This window comes from Campylobacter sp. (genome assembly GCF_030528245.1).
Lineage (GTDB): Bacteria > Campylobacterota > Campylobacteria > Campylobacterales > Campylobacteraceae > Campylobacter_D.
Map to the genome: position 1 here is coordinate 44,245 of NZ_JAUMZG010000002.1, position 21,731 is coordinate 65,975.

The following is a 21,731-nucleotide window of genomic DNA, read 5'->3' on the forward strand; positions in this document are numbered from 1 at the left end:
TCTCACTCCATAAATCGCCTAAAAAGCCTCTCATTTTGCGCCCGCAGCTCCTCATAAGTGCCGCTAAATCCCACCCTTTTGTCCTCCAAAATGATGAAGCGATCCAAAATATTTTTCATGCTTTCCTTATCGTGCGTGACCAAAATGACATTGAGGTCAAAAACCTGCTTGAGGCTCAAAACCAGCTCGTCAAATTCACGGCTGCTGTGCGGATCAAGCCCTGAGGTCGGCTCGTCCAAAAAAAGCAGCTTGCTATCCAAAGCCAGAGCCCTAGCGATCGCCACTCTCTTTTGCATCCCCCCGCTTAGCTCACTGGGATACTGACGCAAAACGCCCTCACCAAGCCCGGCCATTTTAAGCTTCATCATCACGAGCTCCTTGATGGAATTTTCACTAAGGCGCGTGTATTCCCTTAAAACGATGGCGATATTTTCATACACGGTAAAAAAACTAAACAGGGCCGCAAACTGAAAAACCACCCCCCACTGCAAACGAAGCCGCCTAGCGTCCTCCTCGCTGATGTTTCTTAGTTTGAAGCCCAAAATTTCATACTCCCCCCCGTCAAAATGCTCCAAAAGCAACATCTGCTTCAAAAGCACGGATTTGCCGCTGCCGCTGCCGCCTAGGATGCCGAAAATTTCATTTTCCCCCACCGAAAAACTCACGCCGTTGTGAATGACTTTGTCGCCAAATTTGGTCACGATATTTTCCGCACGGATGATCATCTAAAGCCCCGCCTGCGTCAAAATGACGGAAAAAAGCGCATCAAAGGCTATCACCCAAAAGATCGCATTCACAACGCTTTTGGTCGTGTAAGTTCCGATACTCTGCGTGGTGTTTTTCGCCTCAAGCCCCCTAAAACACGCAATCATCGCAATTAAAAAGCCAAAAGCTGGCGCTTTCGCAAGCCCTATGAGAATGTGCTTGAGCTCCACCGATTCCTTAAAACGCCGGATGAATTCAGCAAAATTAATATCCAAGCTCACCTGCGCCACAATCATCCCGCCCAAAATACTGACAAAATCACTCACCGCGACGATGAGGGGCATCGCGATCATCAGGGCCAAAACGCGGGGAATGATGATGAAATTGAAGGTCGAAAAGCCCATGGTATTCATCGCGGCGATTTCGTCAGTGAGCTTCATTACGCCAATTTGCGCCGTGTAAGCGCTCGCACTGCGCCCCGCGATGACGATGGCGGCGATGAGGGGGGCCAGCTCTCTCGTGGCTGAAATTCCCACCAAATCCACGATGAAGATATTCGCGCCAAATTGCGCAAGCTGAAAGGCCGCCTGATAGGCTAGCACCACGCCCACAAGCAAGGCGGTTAGAATGATGATGGGCAGGGCTTTGAGGGCGGAATTTTCTATGTGGTATAAAAAACTGACGAAGCGGAAGGTTTGGGGGCGCTTGAGCGTGAAAAAAAGGGTGAGGAAAAAAAAGCCAGAAAAATTAATGAAGCGTTTTAGAATTTTTAAAAATTCAAAACCAAGGGCTCCAAATTTTTCAAAAAATTCAAAAAAACTAAGACGCTTTGGAATCTCCTTTTGGGTCCGTTGGTAGTGCTTTTCGCAAAGTTCAAAAAGCTTTTGGAAATTGGCAGGCAAATTGATCCGCTTGCTCTTTACGGATCCTAGGGCGAGGTCGTTTTGCAGGGCTAAAAAGAAGACAACTCCCGCCATGTCGATGAATTTCAAGGCACGAAAGTCAAAAACAAGCTCCCCACTCACCCCGCGGCCGTGTCGCAAAAAGCCCTTAAAATCAAGCCCCGCCACGCTGCTCCTGTCCCAAACCCCCGCGATGAAAAAGGTGTCGTTTTGAAAGCTAAAATCGGCACTCATTGGGGATTGAGGATGAGGGTTAAAAGGGCCTCAGTGCTGAAGCCAAAATGCTCAAACACCGCCGCATCCTTGCCGCTTTCGCCAAAATTTCTCATGCCATAAACCCTATGACAAAATCGATAAAGCTCCTTGGAGCAGGCCGCCTCCACGCCGATAACCTCGCCCCTTAGAAGCCTTTTTTGATACGCCGTGCTTTGTGCCTCAAAAAGCTCAAAGCAGGGCATGGAAACGACATTAGCCTCCATGCCGCGCCGTGCTAGCTCTAAAGCCACCTCCAAGCAAAGCGCCACCTCGCTGCCGCTAGATAAAAGGGTGAATTGAGGATTTTCTGCCTCCCTTAGCAGGTAGGCGCCCTCGCTCACACTCCCAAAAACGGGCGCACTCAGGGCCTTGAGCTTTTGCCTTGAAAGCACGAAGGCGCAAGGGCAACCAGAATTCAAAGCCAGCTTCCAAGCCTCCACATTTTCCCGTCCGTCCGCTGGGCGGAAAGTTAAAAAATTGGGCATCGCTCTAAACATACTAAGCTGCTCGATGGGCTGGTGGGTCGGGCCATCCTCGCCCACGCCTATGCTATCGTGAGTGAAGATGAAAAAATGCCTAAGCTTCATCAACGCGGCCAGTCTGGCGGCGGGTTTTAAATAATCGCTAAAAACGAAAAAAGTCGCCGAAAAGGGCAGGAAAAGCCCGTATCGCGCAAAGGCGTTATTGATCGCTGCCATCGCATGCTCCCTGATGCCAAAATGGATGTTCTTGCCCTCCGCAAAGTCGCCAAGTCCCTTAAGCTCGGTCTTATTTGAGGGCGCTAAATCCGCGCTGCCTCCCAAAAAGCCCTCCAAATTTTGGGCTAGGACATTTAAAATTTCGCCATTGCTATCCCGTGTGGCCAGGTCCTTGCCGCTAAAATCTGGAAAGGGAATTTGAGAAAAATCAGGCCTCAAAAGTCTCTCCAAAAGCTCCTTTTTGGTGGAATTTTCCAGACTCTTGCGCCATTTTGCCTCTTCCAAGTCCCCAAGCTCCACCGCCGCGCCAAAACGCAGCCTCACATCCTCTGGCACGGCAAAGCACTCGCTCGCATCAAAGCCCGCCGCCGCCTTCGCACCTGCGATCACATCCTCGCCCAAGGGCGCACCGTGGCTATGATGAGAGCCCTCGAGCGCACCCGCACCCTTGGCGATGATGGTTTTAGCGATGATGAGGCTGGGCTTTGCGCTAGCGCGTGCTTGCTTTAAGGCCGCGTCAATCGCCTCAAAATCGTGCCCGTTAATGCTTTGGACAAAAAAGCCCTGCGCCTCAAAACGCTGCCCCACATCCTCATTAAAAGCGAGGCTCACCGCCCCCTCAATAGAAATCGCATTGCTATCGTAAATGAGGATTAAATTTTTAAGAGCGTGGAGTCCTGCCAAAGAGCAGGCCTCATAACTTAGGCCCTCCTGCAGATCCCCATCCCCGCAAAGGCAGTAAATTTTGTGTCCAATCACATCCTCACCCAGTAAATCTTGCGCCTTTTTTGCCGCCATCGCAAAGCCGACCGCATTAGCCACGCCTTGTCCTAGAGGGCCGGTGGCGATTTCCACGCCGGGAGTGGTGATTTCGGGGTGGCCTGGGGTTTTGGAGTGAAGCTGCCTGAAATTTTTCAAGTCCTCCAAGCTCAAATCATAGCCGCTCAGATGCAAAAAGCTATAAAGCAGGGCTGAAGCGTGCCCGCCTGAAAAAATAAGGCGATCGCGGTTTAGCCAAGTGGGATTTTTGGGATTATGCACAAGATGCAAACTGAGCACCGCCATCACATCAGCCAGACCCAAGGGTGCGCCGGGATGGCCTGAATGAGCTCTTTGCACCATATCCGCGCTGAGAAATCTCAAGGTATCGGCCTGTTTTTGTAGCATCTTCGTGTCCATTTTCACCCCTATAAATGTGCTTGAATCAAAATTTGTAGCTCTTTCGCAAAATCGGCCTTAAAGCCCGTAAAATCGCAAGTTTTCAAAAGCTCTTCCTTGCTCTTCATTGCGCCCTCAAGCCCCAGCAAATTCACAAAAGAATTCTTGTGCGCATCGGCCTTTGTCGGCTTGCCGCTTTCTTCTGTGGTGCTTGTGGCATCAATGATATCGTCATTGATTTGAAAAACAAGCCCCAACTTTAAGCCAAGCGTGTAAAATTTCTCCACCTCCTCAAGCTCGCAAAATTGCGCACCCATTTTTAGGGCGGCAGCGATGAGCCTAGCGGTCTTATGCGTGTGTAAAAATTCAAGCTCCTGCAAGGAGAGCTTTTGATCCTCAAAATGACAATCCAAAGCCTGCCCCAGCACCATGCCATTGAGCCCTGCGTTGAAGGCTAGGCTTTCGATGAGCTTGAGCCTGACCTCTGGGCTTACCCTCATGCGGCTTAGGAGCAAAAAGGCCTCCGTATTGAGAGCGTCCCCGACCAAAATCGCCGTAGCCTCGTCGTAGCGCTTGTGAAGCGTGGGCCTTGCGCGCCTGAAATCCGCATCATCCATAGCGGGCAAATCATCGTGTATCAAGGAGTAGCTGTGGATGAATTCCAAAGCCAAAGCCGCATCCAGCGCCTCGCTTAGGGCTTGGTTTTTGTAGGATCGCACGAGGGTGAGGAAGAGTCTCGCTCTAAAATGCTTCCCCCCCGCCTCAAGCATCGCAGCTAGGGCCTCGTTGAAAAAGGGATGGAAGCTTTGGACTTGGGGCAAATTTTGCCTCAAATGCGTGGCAAAAAGCTGGGCCAGGCTCACTTAGTAAGCCTCACAAAAAAGTGGAATTTCCCATCGCCTCTGGTGCGAAGGTCTAGGCCGCTGCCAAAATTATGCAGGGGCAGTTTGTTTTCAGCTCTTTCGATGAGGATGTGAAAGTCATTGCCCTTGGCTAAAAGATCTTGAAGCTGCTTGAAATTTTTGACCACTTCGTTATTGACGCGTAAAATTTTATCCCCCACCATAAAGCCCGCCGCACCGGCTCTGGAGCCCGCATCCACGCGCGTGACCAAGAGGGCGGCATTCACACTCAGGCCTAGGTTGCTTTTAAAGCTTGTCGGGGCGGGTTTGGGCTTATTGCTCGGTAGATTGAAATGGCCGATGTCTTTTTCAAAAACGATGCTTGAGATATTGACATCCTGATTGTCCCTTAGGACATTGAAGTAAATCGTGCTGCCCCTATCGGCGAAAAGCACCCTTTCATTGAGCCTTCTAATGTCGCGCACGGGCTGGCCATCAAGGCTTGTAACCTCGTCGTTGATGAGAAATTGCGGATTTTTACGCACCGCCTTCACATAAATTTTACCCTCCCGCTCTACAAAATCCACGCCAATATCCCCCCAATAGACATCGTTGTATTTCATAAAATGCTTGAGGTAGCGATTGCCGATGAAGGAGCCATCGCTTAGGGCGATGCCTAGCATGTCGCAGCAGGGCTCACCCAAAAGCCCCACCTTGCTTTTAAAATCAAGCTGATCCTTTTCGTCGATATTTTGCGCTAGGTATTTGATGTGCCCGATGTAGGGTTTTTCAGGATCCCAAATGCCCACCCAGTCATTGCGCGTGAGCTGCTCCTCATCGGCCATAGGCGTGGGGATGAGGGAAAAATCCGTCCGCACCAAATATAAATTCAAAAAAGGGTCGTATTTGACATATTTGTTAAGCTTTGCGTTGGGCTCTTTCAAAACGGCTAGCAAATTCTCACTCAAGGCAAAGGCCTGCATGCCCTCGTAATTTAAAATGCTAGCCTTATTCCTCTCATACCCTGCGGCAAAATCCTCAAATTTAGGCCTTTCAATCGCCACAAGCAAGGAAAAAAAAGCGCCCATTAAGACCAAAATTTTCACTTCATACCTCCCAAACCGCTTAAAATATTACCCGCTAAGCTGGTTTTATTTTGCGCGACCATGGCCAGCGCGTCATTGATCGCTGCGATGAGTAAAATTTGCAAACTTTCCTTATCCTCAAGCAAAGAATCATCAATGCTAACATCGATGATTTCGCCCTTGCCGTTCGCACTCACACTCACAAGCCCCCCGCCACTTTTGGCGCTAAACTCCTTACCCTCAAGCTCAAGCTCTAGGCTTTTTGCCTTTTCTTGCACCTGATTTAAAAGCTCTCCCATCTTGGAAAAATCTATATTTTCAAACATCAACGCTTCCTTTGTAAAACTGCAAAACGACCTCCCTATCACTGAAGGGATGCTTCACACCTTGAATTTCTTGAGTATCCTCATCGCCCTTACCCAAAATCAACACCAAATCGTCCCTCTCTTTCATCTCTAAAGCCCTAAAAATAGCCATTTTTCTATCCTCTATCAGCAGGGGCGCATCCTTTTTGACAAAACCGCTTAGAATTTCTTTCATGATCGCGCCCGGATCCTCACTGCGAGGATTATCGCTTGTGATGATAGCAAGTTTCGCATAATGCTCCACCACCCTACCCATCAAGGCCCTTTTGCTTTTGTCCCTGTCCCCACCCGCGCCAAAAACCACGATGAGTTTTTTCGCCTTGAAGCCATCCAAAATTTTTTCTATGCCATCGGGAGTGTGCGCAAAGTCAACAATCACCCCCTCAGCCACCCTCTCAACCCTGCCGCAAACCCCAGCAAAACCGCTAATCGCTCGCTCCAAATCCTTTAAATTCGGTCTTACCAGCTCACAAACACAGGCCGCGGCGGCTAGGAGGTTGTAGAGATTGAAAAGTCCTAAAAGCGGCGAAGAGATGTGAAAGCTCTGCCCACCCGCCGCGATCAAAGCCTCAATGCCCCCCTCCAAAGCATAGGCCTTGGCGTGATAAAAGGCGGGATTTTCTAAGCCGTAGGAGAAGGAATTTTTGACATTGAATTTTAAAGCTGCGGCGTCTTTATTGATGAATTTTATGGCATCATCGGCAAAAAAGCTTTCTTTGGCCGCGCGGTAATTCTCAAAAGAGCCGTGAAAATCCAAATGATCCTGGGTGAGGTTGGTGAAAATTTTCGCCGCAAAACTAAGTCCCTCGATGCGATTTTGCACGAGGGCGTGAGAGCTGACCTCCATCACGAAAAATTCACATTTTGCCTCGCTGGCCTTTTGCAAATAGGACAGGGTCCTCAAAAGGGGCTCGGTGGTGAGGCCCTTGGCTGCGATTTGCGTGTCGTTGATGAAGGCGCCGCGAGTGCCACAAAGGGCGCATTTAAAGCCCAAATCTAGCAGGATGGAATAAAGCGCGGCGGCGGTTGTGGTCTTGCCGTTTGTGCCTGTGATGCCGATGATTTTAATGCCCTCATCAATGTTTAAAAGCTTTTTGGCCGTATGGGCCTTGATAATTTTTGCGCCATTTTTGAGGGCATCGGCTTCAAATTTAGCGTTTTGCGCACTGCTGAGAAAAAGGCAATCCTGCACGCACTCGCTAGAATCATCCGTGATGAAAGTGTTGCTAAGCCTTAGCTTCACTTTTAAACCCCATGAGTTTTTCTTGCAATTTGATGAACCTGTCATTGTCCCAAAAATGTGGCGAGAGACTTTCTATGTAGCTTAAAATCATTTCTTTGTAGCCATTTTCGAGTAGTTTTTCTAAAAAATCCAAAAAATCTTCCCTATCGTCAATGATGAGTTTGGTTCCTAAAATCACATTTTCAAAGCTTTTTTGAAAACCTAAATTTTCCTCGCTTTTTAAAAAATCGCGATAATTCAGCGCAAAAACGCCCTCAAATTCCTCCCTGATGCTTTCGCTTTCAAAGGAATTTAAAATCCCCTCAAAATCTTTATCCACATCGGGCATTTTGTAATTGTCCAAATAAAATTCAAAAAGCAAGGAGGCCTCTCGGGGATTTTTAAGCGCCAAATCGCAAAGGCTGATGAAATTGAGCAAACGCTTATTTTTACGCTTTTCATAGGCTAGAGAAAAATACATCTTCGCGGTTTGAAAATCGCCCTTATAAAAATGCTCAATGCCGATTTTTTTATAATTTTGCAAACTCATCGGCCCCGCCGTTTAAATTCACCAAGCTGATTTCGGGATGTATGTCGATTTTAAGCTGTTTTTCAAGCCCGTATTTTAGAGTCGTCCCACTGGAAGCACAGCCCTTGCAAGCGCCGATCAAATGCACATAAACCACGCCGTTTTTAACGCCTAAAAATTCAAGCCCACCACCATCTTTTTCTAAAATGTGTAAATTTTTATCCAAGCTTTTTTTCACGGGATTTATAAGCTCTTCATCGCTAAAGGGCAGCATGTTTTAACCTTGATTTTATTTTTTAAAATTTAGCTAATTTGTGTTAAAAAATAAAGCAAATTTAAACTTTTTAAACGCAATGTATCATAAATAATTTTAATTTTATTTTGCTAAAATTTATAATATAAATTACAGGAGACTAAAATGGCAGAATTAAGAGCAGAGGCAAATACTATCGCGAATTATCTTTCTAAAAATCACTTTCTTATCCCTATGTATCAAAGAAATTATGTTTGGGGAGAAGATGAGTGTGGGCAGCTTTGGGACGATATTTATCATTTTTATAAAAATAAAACAGACGATGATGAGTATTTTTTAGGCTCTATGGTCATTTACGCAGAAAATAAGGTGCAAAACATCATAGACGGACAGCAACGCACTACCACGCTTTTATTACTCATTCGCGCCCTTTTATGAAAAGGCAAAAGGGCAAAAGAAAGAAAATGTCGATAAATTAAAGGATAGTTTGGCGGATTGCTTATGGGATACGCACAGAAGAACCGGAGAAATTTTTTACGATAAAACGCATTTAAAAAGCGAGGTTGCCACAGCTAAGGATAATGAAAAATTAGAAAATCTTTTTAAAGAGGATATAAAAATAGACGAAAAAGATAAAAAACTTTCTTTATACGAAAAAAATTATCTTTATTTTAAAAGAAAAATTGATGATTTGGCACTTAATGAGCCTGTGGAGTGGTTTGGCTTTTGTGAATGTTTGCTTGATGATTGCGTAATTTTACCCATAGAATGCAGCGAAAGGGACAAGGCTTTAAGGATTTTTAATACTCTTAATAATAGAGGCATTTCGCTTAGCACGGCAGATATTTTAAAAGGCATTATTTACGCAAATAAAAAAGAAGATGAAAAGCCCCTTTTTGCGAAAGAGTGGCAGAATTTAGAAAGTTTGCTTCAAGATTCAAATTATCTTAAAAAAGAAGATGTAGGCTTTTTATTTGAGCAATATGAGCATATTATTAGAGCTTTACACGAGGAATTAGACACCGTTATCCCTACTGTGCTTGATTTTTGGACTAAAAAAGATAAATTAAATTCTAAAAAGAAAAATGTCAATTTTGCAGCAAATGAGGACTTACTCACCCAAAAAGAAAGCTTTGAATTTATCAAAAAACTGGGCGATTTTTGGGCGAATCCTTATGATTTTTTAGACGAGCAGGGTAAAAAATATTTTGCGATTTTAAATCTATTTCCTAATAAATTATGGCGTATGGTTGTTTCGATGTGTTTTTACGAAGCACATAAAAATAAAGAGAGCTTAAAAGAGCTTTTAGATATGATTTTACCGCAAATTGCATCTTATTGTGCGCTTGGTTTATTTTGGGGTAAGGGCGGTGGAGCTGGGCTTTTTTGGGGCTTTATGAAGGCTAATATCAATTTAAAAAACAAAAAAAGAGAGAAAATTTTTGAAAAATCTTTAAATTTACCCGTTTTAAAAATGCCAAGTTTGGAAAATTTCATCGATTTTTCCCAAAAAACTATCCCTAAAAATATGCGTTATGTTCTTGCTTTTTATGCCTTAATTTATGATGAAAAGCAAATTTTTTGGTGGAATAGTGCAAATAAAAATTTCAGTTTTAATCTTTTAGAGATAGAGCATATACTCCCTAAAAAATGGCAGGATAATTACTACAAGCTTGAAGAAGATGAGGTTAAAGGCTTGGTTGAACAAATAGGCAATAAAATTCTTATAGAAAAAAAGCTTAACATAGTCGCTTCAAATGAATTTTTTACTAAGAAAAAAGAGCATTATGCCGCTTCATTTTGTGCCGAAGTAAAAGCCCTTTCAAAAAGCTCTAAAAAGGACTGGAGTTTTAAGGACATTGAGGAAAGAAATAAGCAAATTTATGCCGAATTTGGTGAATTTTTTAGCGAGATCTTTTAATGCAAAAACACACCAAAATTAAGGGTTTTGCCAAATTTAGACTTATTTTCATCTTAGCTTTAATGTCGAGCATAGCCCCGCTTTCTACCGATATGTATCTCCCCGCTCTTTCACAGGTCAAACAAAGCTTTGAAACAAGCGAGTTTTTAACCCAACTTTCTTTAGCAAGTTTTTTTGTAGCTTTTGCTTTAGGACAGCTTATTTATGGACCATTGAGCGATGTTTTTGGGCGTAAAATTCCCGCCCTTGTGGGGATTTTTATCTTCATCGTTTCAAGCCTTTTTTGCGTGATAATTGATAGCATTTACGCCTTCATCGCTCTGCGTTTTTTTGAGGCTTTGGGGGGATGCGCTGGAGTGGTTATCGCTAGGGCTATTGTCAATGATTTATTCGAGCTTAAAGAAGCGGCTGGCGTTTTTGCCCTGATGATGGTTTTTAGCGCCCTTGCCCCCATGCTTTCTCCTTCATTTGGAGGCCTTTTGCTAGAATATTTTTCTTGGCATAGCATTTTTGCCACACTCTTCGCACTTGGAATTTTGCTTTTTTTGCTCATTCTTTTTGCGCTTAAAGAATCCGCTCCCCATCTCGGTCGTCAAAAATTCTCCCTCCAAAAGACAAAGCAAGCCTACGCTTTCATCCTTAGCGACAAAAAATTCCTCATTTATGTCTCTTCTATGTCCTTGGTTTTGGCGGCGATGTTTGCCTATATCACGGGCTCTAGCTTTGTTTTTGTAGAATTTTTTGGCCTGAGCGGGCAGCACTTTGGTCTACTCTTTGGCATCAATGCCCTAGGCTTCATTTTCTGCGCTAACATCAACGCCCGCCTTGTGCGCCACTTCGCAAGCGAAAAAATCCTCTCCCGTGCCCTGATTTTGATGCTATTGTCAGTCTCCATCCTGCTTTGCAGTGCCCTTGTTTATCCCAATTTCTGGCTTTTTGAGCTTGGAATTTTCACCAGCATCGCCATGCTAGCCTTCATCGCGCCCAACGCCACCACCCTTGCCATGGCACGTTTCCAAAAGCACAGCGGCACGGCCTCTGCGGTGCTTGGCACGGCACAGTTTGCCCTCGCAGGCCTAAGCGCCATCCTCGTCGGCGCCCTTGAGGCCAACACCCCCCTAGCCCTCTCTTTGGTGATGTTTTCATGCGTGGCGGGGGCTAATGTTTTGTATTTCTTAAATAATAAATCAATAGGCAACTCTTAAAGAAATAGCTCAACAACTCCAGTCACCAAAGCTCGGAGGACATTTGTAAGATCTCGCTGAAATCCTCGCCATTGAGGATGATTTTTTTGATGGGATTTTCCGGGGCAACTCCCGAAAAATCAGCCACTGAAAAATCATCCTTAAAAAGAAGCTCCAAATTTGACCTATAAATCGAACTCTTATCCATTTTGTCCATCAAATTGGCGACCTTATCAAAGAGGACAATTCGCTTCTCATCGATCTCTTGTCTATTTTTGAGGGTTTGCAGATAGCCCTTAGCCATCGTAAGATAGGGCTTGAAAACATCATTGGTTTGTAAGCTTGTATCGATTTGAAGATTTTGAGGTTTTATCAACTGCAAAATTTTCAGCGCACGTTCATCATCATCCTCTACAAATTTTTTAAGGCCTTGCTCCGACACATTTTGCACAGCAGTATCAAAAAGCAGCTCATCTCCGGCTATAGCCCACAAATCCTTACTCACGCTGGCCCTTTTTGAGATCTTGATGTGATTATCCTTGGCATTACCGAATGTAAAATTCATCGTCCAATCGTAATTTTTTTCGTTTTGAGCGACATCATAGTTTAGTTCCAAATCATAGCTATCCTTGACCCACTCCTGCACAAGCTCAGCAATTTTCACATCCTTGACAAAAAAGCGCTGCGCTGCCTTGATTTCCCTTGTCAGCTTTTCGCCGATTTTAAACGATTTCATCCGGATGCTAACCTGTATTTTTTCGTTGTTTTCAAACATATTATCCACCGCATCCTTGAGACTAACATTACCCTCCCTATCACCTAAGTAAAGCTGATTACTGCGCAATACAAAGCCCTGCGATCGCACGATTTCCTCCAACTTTGCACCATCCCTAGGATTTTTCTCAAGCAAAGCGAAGGTAAAATTCTCACAAATCACAAATTTCCCATCCGCCCTGCAGACAAAATCATCCGCTTCCACCCTAACATTTTTATTATCCACGATCTGCAAAAGCGTCTTTTTAAACTCCGCGTTGAGTCCATTTTCGTATTTTTTAACCACCCCATCGCTGATTTGACTCGAGCAAGCTCCCAAAAATAAAGCACAACACAAAAAAAACAAAACATGCCTCAACATCGCATCCCCCTTATCAAACGAAAAAATCAAACGCACATGCTACAACACAAATTTAAATCATTGTTTTATTTTGATTAGCGTTTCATTTTTATAATCCCCCGTTTAGAAATTCACATTTCTAAAAATTTCATTAAAAGGACTCAGGATGAAAAATGCTTTTTTAGGTATCTTTGCGGCTTTCGTTGCGCTGATTTTATCCGCTTGCTCAGGTGGGGATACAGGCGCTAATGCAGGCTCTATCGACAGGATCAAAAATGCCGGAGTGGTTAAAATCGGCGTTTTTAGCGACAAGCCCCCTTTTGGCTATGTGGATGAAAAGGGACAAAATCAGGGCTATGATGTGATCTTTGCCAAACGCATCGCCAAGGAGCTTTTGGGCGATGAAAACAAAGTGGAATTCGTGCTTGTGGAGGCGGCAAATCGCGTGGAATTTTTGAAGTCTGGCAAGGTGGACATCATCCTAGCCAATTTCACCCAAACCCCAGAAAGAGCCGAGCAGGTGGATTTTGCCCTGCCTTACATGAAGGTAGCCTTGGGCGTGGCGGTGGCGCAGGATAGCGCGGTGGCTAGCGTTGAGGACTTGAAAGATAAGACCTTGATTGTCAATAAGGGCACTACAGCCGATGCCTATTTCACTAAAAACCATCCCGACATCAAAAGCCTCAAATTTGACCAAAACACAGAGGCTTTCGCGGCTTTGACGGACAAGAGGGGCGAGGCTTTGGCTCACGATAACACTCTGCTTTTTGCTTGGGTTAAAGCAAATCCCGATTTTAAAGTTGCCATTAAGGAGCTTGGAAATCAAGATGTCATCGCGCCAGCGGTCAAAAAGGGCGATAAGGAGTTGAAAGATTTCATTGACCAACTCATCGTCAAACTGGCCGAAGAGCAGTTCTTTCACAAGGCTTACGATGAAAGCTTGAAGGCGCATTTTAGCGAGGACATCAAGGCTGATGATGTGGTGATTGAGGGCGGAAAGCTTTGAATTCACAAATCTCACAAGGGTGAGGGGCTCATCCCCCGCCCTTCATCCCTAGCTCAAACCATCATCGCTATCGTCATCTTTGATGAATTTGCTCTCATTTTCCAGAGTATCCACAAGCCGCCCCACTCTCTCCCAGCGAACCTTGTAATTTTTATCCACCGACATATAAACGAACCAAGGCTTACCCACTATCAAACGATAAGGCACAGAGCCCCAAAAACGACTATCTGAGGAATAATCCCTATTATCCCCCATCATAAAATACTCCCCCTCAGGCACATCAAAAACATAGGCCCCCCCCAGCTCCTTAAAATGCGTCTTTGACATCGCAAACTGCCCTGCCGCCGCGTATCTTGCGATATCCTCCTCCATGTCCTTAGCTTCCTCATAGTGGATGCCCTCCTTCTTGTAAGGCTCTCTCACATAAAGCTGCCCACCAAGCGTAGCAAGGCTATCCGCATAATGCTCCCTCATATACGCATCCCCCTCGTGCATTCGCACAAAAAGGGCCTCATCCGCATAAACCACCCTATCCCCACCCAAGGCCACGCAGCGCTTTACGAAGTGAATTTTTTCTGCAAGGGGGTTTCTAAAGACGACAATATCGCCCCTCTTAGGCCCCTCGCCCCTGATGAGATGCCCATCCCCGTCCCAATCGGGCAAAATGGGTAGCTCCAGCCAAGGAAGGTGCGGGGTCGGGATGCCATAGCTGAATTTTTTCACGAAGAGCAAATCCCCCACAAGCAGGGTATTTTTCATGGAGCCTGAGGGGATGATGAAATTTTGCATCAAAAAAAAGAATATCAAAAGAACGATGATGATGGTTCCCGTCCAAGAATTCCAAAATTCACACATTTTTTTTAGCACCTGCATAGATTTTCCTTGAGAAATTTTAAGAATAAGTCGTTCGATTTTTAGCGGATTTGAGCGTATTTTCCAAAAGCATCGCGATGGTCATGGGGCCCACACCGCCAGGGACGGGACTGATGTGGCTTGCCTTTTTGCAAAGCCCCTCAAAATCCACATCGCCGACAATCCTACCCCCCACGCGATTGATCCCCACATCCACCACGATAACGCCCTCTTTTACCATATCGGCCGTGAGTAAATTTACCTGCCCTGCCGCCATCACGATCAGATCCGCCCGCCGCGTATGCGCGCGCAAATCCCGCGTCTTTTTATGGCACACACTCACGCTAACCCCAGCATTTAAAAGCATGGTCGCCATGGGGCGTCCGACTATATTCGAGGCGCCAACCACCACAGCATCCATCCCCTCAAGCCTAAGATCATAAGCCCTCAAAAGCCGCATCACGCCCGAAGGAGTGCAGGGCAAAAACCCGCTTTCAAGTCCCAAATTCAAATAGCCCACATTGATGGGATGAAAACCATCCACATCCTTAGAGCTTGCGATGCTTTCGAGGATTAAATTTTTATGAATTTGACGCGGCAGGGGAAGCTGCACCAAAATACCATCCACGCTATCATCGTGATTGAGCGTTTGGATGAGGGCGAGGAGCTCTGTTGTCGTCGTAGCCGCATCCAGCTTATAAACGAGAGACTTGATGCCGCACTCCTCGCAGGCCCTTGCCTTGGCCCCCACATAGGTCTCACTCGCCGCATCATTGCCCACTAAAATCACCGCCAAGCAGGGCTTGATGCCCCTATCTTCAAGCTCCCCACTCACTCGCTTGAAATTCTCCCTCATCCTCACGCTCAAAGCTCTACCATCAAGCAAAATCATCGCCGTCCTTGAAAGTTACCTTATTTAAACAAAGATTGTATAGTATTGAAATTTCATTAACAAGGCAGAATATTGAAAGTCCTACCCCTCATTTTAACCACCCCTCTGTGCGCCTTTGGAGCGGACTTCATCACGCAAAAAGAATACGCCAAAATGCTCTATGAAAATCCAAGGGGCATCAGCTGTAAGCACTGCCACGGAAGCAGGGGCGAGGAGCAAATTTTGGGGCATTACACCCTCAACGGACAAAAAACAGCCTACAAGGTGCCAAGCATACAAAATTTAGATTATGTGCGCTTCAAAAACGCCCTTGAAAGGCCCAGCAAAAGCTTCATGCCAAGCTATTCCCTCACGGATGAGGAAATCAAAAGCCTCTACCACTACATCCAACAATTTTCAAGGAGTAAAAATGACCAATAAAACCGCCTTTCAAAACGCCCTCTCCCTCATCGCAGGGGGGGTCAATTCCCCCGTGCGCGCCTTTGCCAGCGTGGGGGGTGAGCCCCTCTTCATCAAAAGCGGCACAGGAGCCCTCATCAAGGACATCGAGGGGCATGAATTCATCGACTTCGTACAGAGCTGGGGACCCTTGCTTTTTGGGCATGGCGACAGGGACATACAAAAAGCCTGCAAGGAGGCTTTAAAAAGGGGCGTAAGCTTTGGGGCGCCGACCCTGTGCGAGAGTCGCCTGGCCCAGCTTATTTTGGAAAATTTCCCCCACCTTGACAAAATCCGCTTTGTCAGTAGCGGCACGGAGGCGACCATGAGCGCGATCCGCCTTGCGCGGGGCTTCACGGGCAGGGCGAAGATTCTCAAATTTGAAGGATGCTATCACGGACATAGCGATTCCTTGCTTGTGAGTGCGGGTAGTGGCGCAGCGACCTTCAACACCCCAAGCTCGCTGGGCATCCTGCAAGAAAACGCCACCAACACCCTAGTCGCCACCTACAACGACATAGAAAGCGTCGAGGCTCTATTCGCAAAGCACAAGGACATCGCCTGCCTCATCATCGAGCCCATCGCTGGCAATATGGGGCTTGTGCCGGGGGATGTGGAATTTTTGCAAAAACTTCAAAAAATTTGCAGACAAAATGAAACCCTACTCATTTTTGACGAAGTAATGAGCGGCTTTCGGGCTTCTTTTTTGGGCTCTTTTGGACTAAATGGCATCGAGGCGGATTTGGTCACCTTTGGCAAGGTTATCGGCGGGGGCTTGCCTGCGGCGGCCTTTGCGGGACGGGCTGAGATTATGGACTGCTTGAGTCCTCTGGGCGGGGTTTATCAGGCGGGCACACTAAGCGGCAATCCTCTGGCCATGGCCGCTGGCATTGCAAGCCTTAGCAAGGCAAAGGGCAAAAAAAATCTCTACAAAAAACTGGGCAAACTGGCCAAAAGACTCACTTCTGGCCTGAGCGATTTGGCCGCTGAGAGGGGAGTGCCCTTTCAGGCCTGCTTTGTGGGCTCGATGTGGGGCTATTTTTTCGCCAAGGATCCGGTGAAAAACTACCAAGACGCCCTAAAGTCAGATCTTAAACTCTTTGCAAAATTCCACCACAATATGCTTAAAAATGGCGTTTATCTCGCCCCATCGCAGTTTGAAACGGGTTTCATTTGCGACAAAATGAACGACAAGATCATCGACAGGACCCTAGAGGCTGCAAAAAAGAGTTTTAAAGCCTTATGAGAAAAAATTTCATCCGCAAGGGCTTGGAGGCTAGCGAGGGCTTGAGTCTTGGAATTTCTGTGGTTGTGGCGGTTTTGCTGGGGGTAGGCTTGGGACTTTTGATGAGAAAATTCACCCCCTACCCCTGGCTTTTTTGGGTGGGGGTTTTTTGGGGCGTGAGTGCGGCGATTTTAAATGTCTATAAGGCCTACAAGGCTCAGGTGAAAAGCTATGAGGAATTTTCAAGGCGCGATGAGGCTGCGCAAAAGAAGCTCGAGGAAAAAAACTGATGCGAAAGGGGGGGACCTTTTTTACTCTGCTTTTTTTATGCAACGGACTTTTTTTGCTGGGGATTGCGATTTGGGCGCATTTGGAGTGGGAGGTTTTTGTGAGCTTTGAGGTGGCCTTTGTGAGCGTCTTTTTTGTCGTTTTAAGCTCCTATTTGCGCTATCAAAAGGGCATTTTAAGGCGGGTCAAAAATGCAAATTTTGCGCCCCCTCTCATCTGCGTCAAAAAGATGCAAAAAAATCAAAAAATTATAAATTTCAAGGAGGCTAATGACGATTTATCCCTAAGCAAGATGCGAAATTTTGCCCTGTTTTTTTCTGGGCTTAAAATCGCAAGCTATGGTTTTTTGGTGGCGGGATTTTTATTTTTACATCATCAAAATTTGCTTTCGATTTTGGGATATTTGAGTGGAATTTCAGCCTTTTTATTTGCGGTTTTATCCCTTGCGTTTTATTTGAGATATGAGTCCTAAAAAAATTATTCAGTCCATGAGTGCCCTTTTTGCGGGGGCGTGCTTTTTGTTTGCGGGTAATGCCCTCATCGTAAGCTCCATCGGTGTGATTTTGAAAAATAACGGCGCCAGCTCCCTTGCTGTGGGCTTGGTGAGTTCGTGCTTCTTCATCGGCGCCCTGTGCGGGACCATCTTTTCGCAAAAAATCATCTCTCGCATAGGGCACATCCGCTCTTTTGGGCTTTTCGCGGCGGGCTTTGGCATCGCTGCTATGCTCCACACCCTAAGTGAAAATCTTATTTTTTGGGCACTGCTTCGTTTTTTCATCGGCATTTGCTATTACAGCCTTTTGATGATCATAGAGTCTTGGCTCAACGAAAAGGCGAAAAATTCCGTCCGCTCACGCATCTTAGCCTTTTATGAGTTCGTGTTTTACTTCTCCTTTGGTCTTGGCACCCTCATCATCGCGCTTGATTTAGACCAGCAAACCGTTTTTATCGTCTCTGCGAGCCTGATTTTGCTCTCATCCCTGCCGCTCAATCTTCTCAAAATCAAGGCCCCCCTCCTGCCAAAAAGCGAAAAAATTTCCATCCCAAAAATTTTCGACATCGCCCCCTTGGCTATCGTTACAAGCTTCATCGCGGGGATGCTTATGAATGGTTTTTTTGCGATGTCCTCGCTCTTTATCTTGCTGCAAAATTTCGAGGCCAAGGCGCTTTCGTATTTTATGTTTTGCGCGATGATGGGAGGCTTTGTCTCCCAAACTTTCATCGGGACCATTTCTGATAAAATGGGGCGCAAAATCGCCATCATCATGTGCGCGGGGGTGGGCCTTGCTACGATGATGGTTTTCATTTTGCTAAATCCTAGCCTCCAAGCGCAATACTTCCTAGCCATCTTCTTGGGCATGGGGATTTTCTCGCTTTATGCCCTAGCTCTGGCCCGGGCAAATGATGTCCTGGTGGATAAAAATAAAACCGTGGAATTGGGACGCGGGGTGCTATTTTGCTACTCTTTGGGCTCCTTGATCGCACCTTTGATTTTGGGGATTTTGATGGAGTATTTTTCTCACAGGGGTTTTGTGTGGTTTTATGCCGTGCTGCTTGGAATTTTGATTTTATTCGCCATCAACAAACCCAACATCTCAAGCAAAAAATTCAAAAAATCTTGGAAAAGCGGTGATTTTTGATGATTAATACCAAACTACAATCTCAAATCAGCACCAACAAAAGCGACCTTAAAAATGATCTTGGCATCACAAAAGACAGCAAGGAAAGGCTTGATTCTAAGGAGCTTTTGAGCCAAGCTTTAAAGAAAAATTTAGGCTTGAAAGACGCAGCGAGCGAGGTTCAATTTGCGCAAAAAACGCAACTTAACGAAACCCTGCTTAAATTTAAGGAATTGATGAACAAGGTTTTAAGCCAAATCAACGCCCAAAAAAACCCCAACTCACCCCTGCTAAAACAGGCCAATCTCCTCAACCTAGCTCCCAATTTCACAGGAGAGCTAAAAAGCCTCAGCGCAGAGCTTGAAAAAAACCCCGCTTTTTTGGAGCTTTCAAGCAAACTGGAGCAAATTCTAAGACCTGCTAGTGAAATTAAGGCGAATGATTTTGCGCCCCTGCTTAAAAATTCGGGCGTGTTTTTCGAGGCCAAGCTCAAAGACGCCCTCAATGAGGAATTTTTGCCCAAAAGCTTTTACAATCTTTTAAACAGCATCAAGGCCCTTAGCAGTGAAGAAATTTCAGCCCAAATCGCAGAGCTTGCTAGACTCAATCTTAGCCCCAAAGAAAGCCTTGAAGGCCTGAAAAAACTTCTTGCACAACACCTTGGTGAAAGCAAGCAAATTTTGCAAAAAAGCTCCTTTAGCCCCCTGATAAACCTCGCGCAAAAAATAGAAAATTTCAAAAACTACATCAACAAAAATCCCCAAATCGCAGGAAGCAAGATAGAAAACTTGGCCGCGCATTTTTTAAAAGAACTCCAATCGCTAAAAAGCGACTTCATCAAGGCCCTAAGTAAGCCTGAAAACCTCATCATCAAGGATCCCAAGCCACTAGCGGAGGCGCTAAAAAGCTTTGAAAAACTGGAAAACACTCTCAAAACCATCATCCAAGAACACGAAATTCAAAAGCGGCCCCATCAAAAAGATGAAGAGCCGCTCAAAAATTTACTCCAAAGCAAACCCAACGATAAAAATGCGGACATCCCTCAAACTCCCGCTCCGTCAAAAAACCCCACCAAAGAAAACGAAACGATAAGGCCGGAAAGATCCCCAGAAAATCTCACTCCAAACACAAGCGAAAAAAATGAAAAGCTGGTTTTGCAAGAAGATAAAAACGTAAGGGATGAGGCGAAACATGAGGCGAATGAATCCTCCAAAAATGAAGCTACCAAAGAGGATAAAAAAGAAGTTCATAAGGGTCCAGAAAATGCCAAGGAAAAAGAAAATTTGAAAGCAAATTTAAGGGAAAATTCAAAAGAAAATCTCAAAGAGCCCTTGCAGGAAGGGCCCAAAGAACGCGCCAAAGAAGCGCCGGGATCGTATGAGAATAATGCAAGGCCCATTTTGTCAAAAAATTCAGAAAATCCCCAGCCCAAGTCGCCAGAAAGTCCCGCGCCCAAGGTCGCCGAGGGAGTGAAAAATCAAGAAATCCTAAAAAACAATGCCTTGAAAAATTTGGCCTTTAGCACTGAAAATGGCGCTTTAGAGGAGCTTGAGGGGCTAAATAGGGATCTCTTGCAGCTGGGGCGTAAGATCAATGAGAGCCTGAGGCAGCTTGATCCGGGGGCGCAAAATGCTAAATTTAATCTCAATGAGCTTAAAAATTTGGATCGCAAGCTTGAGCTTTCGGCGAGGGATTTGCAAAACATCAGGCTTAAAAACGACCAAGATATCGCGGCTGAAATTCACGGCGATATCAAATCGACCCTCTTGCAAATTTCAAGCGTGGCGAAAAATGAGGGCAATGAAGCCGTGTATAATCAGGCCAATCGTCTTTTGGCGCAGATTGAAATCAACCAACTCTTATCCCTAGCCAATGACTCCATCAATACTTACCTGCCCTTTTCTTGGGAGGATTTGAACGGCTCTAAAATCATCTTTCGCAGGGGCAAGAAGGATAAATTTTTCGCGCAGATCAAGCTGGAATTTGCAAGGCTGGGTGATTTGGAAATCCTCGTTTCTCTCAACAATGAAAAATACATCGACATTAATATTATGGCGGAAAATAGGGACTTTAGAAGGACTATTTATGAAAACGCTCACGAGCTCAAAAGGGCTATCAATAAGGCCGGGCTTTTGAGCGCGAATTTTTTCGTGAGCGATATCATCCGCTCACCCTTTGATGCGCGTGGGGGTAAAAATTTGGACCTTGAAATGGGTATGGATAAAAAGGTATGAGTGGGGTTAAAAAAAGCATCAAAAAGGCGGTGGCACTTGGCTACAAGCACGAAAAGCAACCAGCGCCCAAAGTGCTAGCTAGCGGCAAGGGTGAGGGGGCAGCGAAAATCATCTCTTTGGCTAAGGAGCACGGGGTGCCCATTAAGGAGGATGAGGATTTGATAGAAATTTTGAGCAAGTTGGATTTGGGCGATGAAATCCCGCCCAATATGTATAAGGCGGTGGCAGAGGTTTTTGCCTTCATCTACCAAATGGCGAATAAAACCCTGCCCCAGCGCTAAAAACATGCTCAATCAAATTTTTTACAAATCTAGTCAAAATATGAGTGAAGTTTTGGATTCTAGTGTGGATGTAATCATCACTTCGCCACCGTATTTTAATATCAAAGATTATGCGAAAAATGGCTATCAAAATTGTGTGCATTCTCATTCTAAAAAGGGTGATTTAGGTGCTATAAGTGAATATAAAATCTATATACAAGAGCTTTTAAAAGTATGGCGTGAGTGTGAGAGAGTGCTAAAGCCTAATGGCAAACTGTGTATCAATGTGCCTTTAATGCCGATGTTTAAAAAGGACTTAAATACGCATTATAATCGCCACATTTTTGACTTGCAAAGTGATATACAGCATAGCATTTTAGAATCTACCTCTCTCTTTTTGCTTGATTTATATATATGGAATCGCACCAATACCACTAAAAAATTGATGTTTGGCAGCTACCCTTATCCACGCAATTTTTACGCGCAAAATACAAGCGAATTTATCACCATTTATGTCAAAGATGGCAAGCCGCAAAACACACCGAAAAGGCTAAAAGAGCAGAGTAAACTTAGCCAAAAAGAATGGGTAGAATACACCAAGCAAATCTGGGATATACCTATACCAAATAAAGCAGATTCTGCCTTTGGTAAGCACGCTGCCATTATGCCCGAAGCCATTCCTTA

Annotated in this window: 23 protein-coding genes and 1 pseudogene; 12 read left to right on the plus strand and 12 right to left on the minus strand. The window is 45.3% G+C overall.

Going from position 1 to position 21,731, the window contains the following annotated elements:
- Positions 1–2: 2 nt before the first annotated feature.
- From Q4A73_RS00795 to Q4A73_RS00835, 9 genes are read right to left on the minus strand one after another with little or no spacing between them, the layout of a single operon-like run.
- On the minus strand, positions 3–725 hold the full coding sequence (locus tag Q4A73_RS00795) for an ATP-binding cassette domain-containing protein (RefSeq protein ID WP_303205533.1): 723 nt from the start codon (positions 723–725) through the stop codon (positions 3–5).
- On the minus strand, positions 726–1,841 hold the full coding sequence (locus Q4A73_RS00800) for an ABC transporter permease (protein WP_303205534.1): 1,116 nt from the start codon (positions 1,839–1,841) through the stop codon (positions 726–728).
- Positions 1,838–3,739, minus strand: coding sequence for a transketolase (gene tkt / locus Q4A73_RS00805; protein WP_303205535.1), 1,902 nt, complete (start codon positions 3,737–3,739; stop codon positions 1,838–1,840). The genes Q4A73_RS00800 and tkt overlap by 4 nt, the downstream gene beginning before the upstream one ends.
- Positions 3,740–3,747: 8 nt before the next feature.
- On the minus strand, positions 3,748–4,581 hold the full coding sequence (locus tag Q4A73_RS00810) for a polyprenyl synthetase family protein (protein WP_303205536.1): 834 nt from the start codon (positions 4,579–4,581) through the stop codon (positions 3,748–3,750).
- The gene (locus Q4A73_RS00815; protein WP_303205537.1) at positions 4,578–5,666 is read right to left on the minus strand and encodes a PDZ domain-containing protein; all 1,089 of its coding nucleotides are present in this window, start codon (positions 5,664–5,666) and stop codon (positions 4,578–4,580) included. The genes Q4A73_RS00810 and Q4A73_RS00815 overlap by 4 nt, the downstream gene beginning before the upstream one ends.
- Positions 5,663–5,971: a YbaB/EbfC family nucleoid-associated protein gene (locus Q4A73_RS00820; RefSeq protein ID WP_303205538.1), complete on the minus strand. Its 309-nt coding sequence runs from the start codon at positions 5,969–5,971 to the stop codon at positions 5,663–5,665. Before Q4A73_RS00820 ends, Q4A73_RS00815 begins: the two co-directional genes overlap by 4 nt.
- Positions 5,964–7,253, minus strand: coding sequence for a UDP-N-acetylmuramoyl-L-alanyl-D-glutamate--2,6-diaminopimelate ligase (locus tag Q4A73_RS00825; RefSeq protein WP_303205539.1), 1,290 nt, complete (start codon positions 7,251–7,253; stop codon positions 5,964–5,966). Before Q4A73_RS00825 ends, Q4A73_RS00820 begins: the two co-directional genes overlap by 8 nt.
- Positions 7,237–7,776, minus strand: coding sequence for a histidine kinase (locus tag Q4A73_RS00830; protein ID WP_303205579.1), 540 nt, complete (start codon positions 7,774–7,776; stop codon positions 7,237–7,239). The genes Q4A73_RS00825 and Q4A73_RS00830 overlap by 17 nt, the downstream gene beginning before the upstream one ends.
- Positions 7,763–8,035, minus strand: a complete 273-nt coding sequence (locus tag Q4A73_RS00835) for a NifU family protein (RefSeq protein ID WP_303205540.1) — start codon at positions 8,033–8,035, stop codon at positions 7,763–7,765. The genes Q4A73_RS00830 and Q4A73_RS00835 overlap by 14 nt, the downstream gene beginning before the upstream one ends.
- A gap of 144 nt (positions 8,036–8,179) precedes the next feature.
- Between Q4A73_RS00835 and Q4A73_RS00840 the strand changes: the two genes are divergently transcribed.
- Genes Q4A73_RS00840 through Q4A73_RS00850 form a run of 3 tightly spaced genes read left to right on the plus strand, consistent with a single transcriptional unit; the run spans position 8,180 to position 11,140 of the window.
- Positions 8,180–8,452, plus strand: coding sequence for a DUF262 domain-containing protein (locus Q4A73_RS00840; RefSeq protein ID WP_303205541.1), 273 nt, complete (start codon positions 8,180–8,182; stop codon positions 8,450–8,452).
- A 49-nt stretch (positions 8,453–8,501) separates the two neighbouring features.
- Positions 8,502–9,935: an HNH endonuclease family protein gene (locus Q4A73_RS00845; RefSeq protein WP_303205542.1), complete on the plus strand. Its 1,434-nt coding sequence runs from the start codon at positions 8,502–8,504 to the stop codon at positions 9,933–9,935.
- Positions 9,935–11,140 (plus strand): multidrug effflux MFS transporter, encoded by a 1,206-nt coding sequence (locus tag Q4A73_RS00850; protein ID WP_303205543.1) that lies wholly within the window; start codon positions 9,935–9,937, stop codon positions 11,138–11,140. The genes Q4A73_RS00845 and Q4A73_RS00850 overlap by 1 nt, the downstream gene beginning before the upstream one ends.
- Before the next feature lie 22 nt (positions 11,141–11,162).
- On the opposite strand, the gene Q4A73_RS00855 is transcribed toward Q4A73_RS00850, so the two are convergent.
- Complete coding sequence (locus Q4A73_RS00855) at positions 11,163–12,254, minus strand: JlpA family lipoprotein adhesin (protein WP_303205544.1); 1,092 nt, start codon at positions 12,252–12,254, stop codon at positions 11,163–11,165.
- A gap of 145 nt (positions 12,255–12,399) precedes the next feature.
- On the opposite strand from Q4A73_RS00855, the gene Q4A73_RS00860 reads away from it, so the two are divergent.
- Complete coding sequence (locus tag Q4A73_RS00860; protein WP_303205545.1) at positions 12,400–13,239, plus strand: cysteine ABC transporter substrate-binding protein; 840 nt, start codon at positions 12,400–12,402, stop codon at positions 13,237–13,239.
- Between the two features lie 48 nt (positions 13,240–13,287).
- Here the strand turns inward: Q4A73_RS00860 and lepB are convergent, their stop codons facing one another.
- Together lepB and folD are read right to left on the minus strand one after the other, a co-directional pair.
- A complete protein-coding gene (lepB, locus tag Q4A73_RS00865) occupies positions 13,288–14,112 on the minus strand; it encodes a signal peptidase I (RefSeq protein ID WP_303205546.1) in 825 nt (274 codons plus the stop codon).
- Between the two features lie 19 nt (positions 14,113–14,131).
- On the minus strand, positions 14,132–14,983 hold the full coding sequence (folD, locus tag Q4A73_RS00870) for a bifunctional methylenetetrahydrofolate dehydrogenase/methenyltetrahydrofolate cyclohydrolase FolD (protein ID WP_303205547.1): 852 nt from the start codon (positions 14,981–14,983) through the stop codon (positions 14,132–14,134).
- A 72-nt stretch (positions 14,984–15,055) separates the two neighbouring features.
- Here folD and Q4A73_RS00875 point away from each other — a divergent pair, with 72 nt between their 5' ends.
- From Q4A73_RS00875 to Q4A73_RS00910, 8 genes and pseudogenes are all read left to right on the plus strand, one after another.
- Entirely contained in the window at positions 15,056–15,403 is a 348-nt protein-coding gene (locus tag Q4A73_RS00875) for a c-type cytochrome (protein WP_303205548.1), read from the plus strand.
- Positions 15,393–16,667 carry a glutamate-1-semialdehyde 2,1-aminomutase gene (gene hemL, locus Q4A73_RS00880; RefSeq protein WP_303205549.1) on the plus strand — a complete coding sequence of 425 codons (1,275 nt, stop codon included), beginning with the start codon at positions 15,393–15,395 and terminating at the stop codon, positions 16,665–16,667. The genes Q4A73_RS00875 and hemL overlap by 11 nt, the downstream gene beginning before the upstream one ends.
- Complete coding sequence (locus Q4A73_RS00885; protein ID WP_303205550.1) at positions 16,664–16,936, plus strand: AtpZ/AtpI family protein; 273 nt, start codon at positions 16,664–16,666, stop codon at positions 16,934–16,936. Before hemL ends, Q4A73_RS00885 begins: the two co-directional genes overlap by 4 nt.
- On the plus strand, positions 16,936–17,406 hold the full coding sequence (locus tag Q4A73_RS00890) for a hypothetical protein (protein WP_303205551.1): 471 nt from the start codon (positions 16,936–16,938) through the stop codon (positions 17,404–17,406). The genes Q4A73_RS00885 and Q4A73_RS00890 overlap by 1 nt, the downstream gene beginning before the upstream one ends.
- Positions 17,396–18,581 (plus strand): annotated as a pseudogene (locus Q4A73_RS00895) (MFS transporter). The gene Q4A73_RS00890 and the pseudogene Q4A73_RS00895 overlap by 11 nt, the downstream one beginning before the upstream one ends.
- The gene (locus Q4A73_RS00900) at positions 18,574–20,787 is read left to right on the plus strand and encodes a flagellar hook-length control protein FliK (protein WP_303205552.1); all 2,214 of its coding nucleotides are present in this window, start codon (positions 18,574–18,576) and stop codon (positions 20,785–20,787) included. Before Q4A73_RS00895 ends, Q4A73_RS00900 begins: the two are co-directional and overlap by 8 nt.
- A complete protein-coding gene (locus tag Q4A73_RS00905) occupies positions 20,784–21,068 on the plus strand; it encodes a FlhB-like flagellar biosynthesis protein (RefSeq protein WP_303205553.1) in 285 nt (94 codons plus the stop codon). Before Q4A73_RS00900 ends, Q4A73_RS00905 begins: the two co-directional genes overlap by 4 nt.
- A 4-nt stretch (positions 21,069–21,072) precedes the next feature.
- Positions 21,073–21,731: site-specific DNA-methyltransferase (locus Q4A73_RS00910; RefSeq protein ID WP_303205554.1), on the plus strand; the 659-nt coding region annotated here is incomplete at its 3' end.

Excerpts from the sequence above, each read along its gene's own strand:
- Q4A73_RS00795 (WP_303205533.1), bottom strand. The coding sequence starts at position 725 with ATGATCATCCGTGCGGAAAATATCGTGACCAAATTTGGCGACAAAGTC.
- Q4A73_RS00800 (WP_303205534.1), bottom strand. The coding sequence starts at position 1,841 with ATGAGTGCCGATTTTAGCTTTCAAAACGACACCTTTTTCATCGCGGGG.
- tkt (WP_303205535.1), bottom strand. The coding sequence starts at position 3,739 with ATGGACACGAAGATGCTACAAAAACAGGCCGATACCTTGAGATTTCTC.
- Q4A73_RS00820 (WP_303205538.1), bottom strand. The coding sequence starts at position 5,971 with ATGTTTGAAAATATAGATTTTTCCAAGATGGGAGAGCTTTTAAATCAG.
- Q4A73_RS00835 (WP_303205540.1), bottom strand. The coding sequence starts at position 8,035 with ATGCTGCCCTTTAGCGATGAAGAGCTTATAAATCCCGTGAAAAAAAGC.
- Q4A73_RS00840 (WP_303205541.1), top strand. The coding sequence starts at position 8,180 with ATGGCAGAATTAAGAGCAGAGGCAAATACTATCGCGAATTATCTTTCT.
- Q4A73_RS00850 (WP_303205543.1), top strand. The coding sequence starts at position 9,935 with ATGCAAAAACACACCAAAATTAAGGGTTTTGCCAAATTTAGACTTATT.
- Q4A73_RS00855 (WP_303205544.1), bottom strand. The coding sequence starts at position 12,254 with ATGTTGAGGCATGTTTTGTTTTTTTTGTGTTGTGCTTTATTTTTGGGA.
- Q4A73_RS00860 (WP_303205545.1), top strand. The coding sequence starts at position 12,400 with ATGAAAAATGCTTTTTTAGGTATCTTTGCGGCTTTCGTTGCGCTGATT.
- lepB (WP_303205546.1), bottom strand. The coding sequence starts at position 14,112 with ATGCAGGTGCTAAAAAAAATGTGTGAATTTTGGAATTCTTGGACGGGA.
- folD (WP_303205547.1), bottom strand. The coding sequence starts at position 14,983 with ATGATTTTGCTTGATGGTAGAGCTTTGAGCGTGAGGATGAGGGAGAAT.
- hemL (WP_303205549.1), top strand. The coding sequence starts at position 15,393 with ATGACCAATAAAACCGCCTTTCAAAACGCCCTCTCCCTCATCGCAGGG.
- Q4A73_RS00885 (WP_303205550.1), top strand. The coding sequence starts at position 16,664 with ATGAGAAAAAATTTCATCCGCAAGGGCTTGGAGGCTAGCGAGGGCTTG.
- Q4A73_RS00890 (WP_303205551.1), top strand. The coding sequence starts at position 16,936 with ATGCGAAAGGGGGGGACCTTTTTTACTCTGCTTTTTTTATGCAACGGA.
- Q4A73_RS00900 (WP_303205552.1), top strand. The coding sequence starts at position 18,574 with ATGATTAATACCAAACTACAATCTCAAATCAGCACCAACAAAAGCGAC.
- Q4A73_RS00905 (WP_303205553.1), top strand. The coding sequence starts at position 20,784 with ATGAGTGGGGTTAAAAAAAGCATCAAAAAGGCGGTGGCACTTGGCTAC.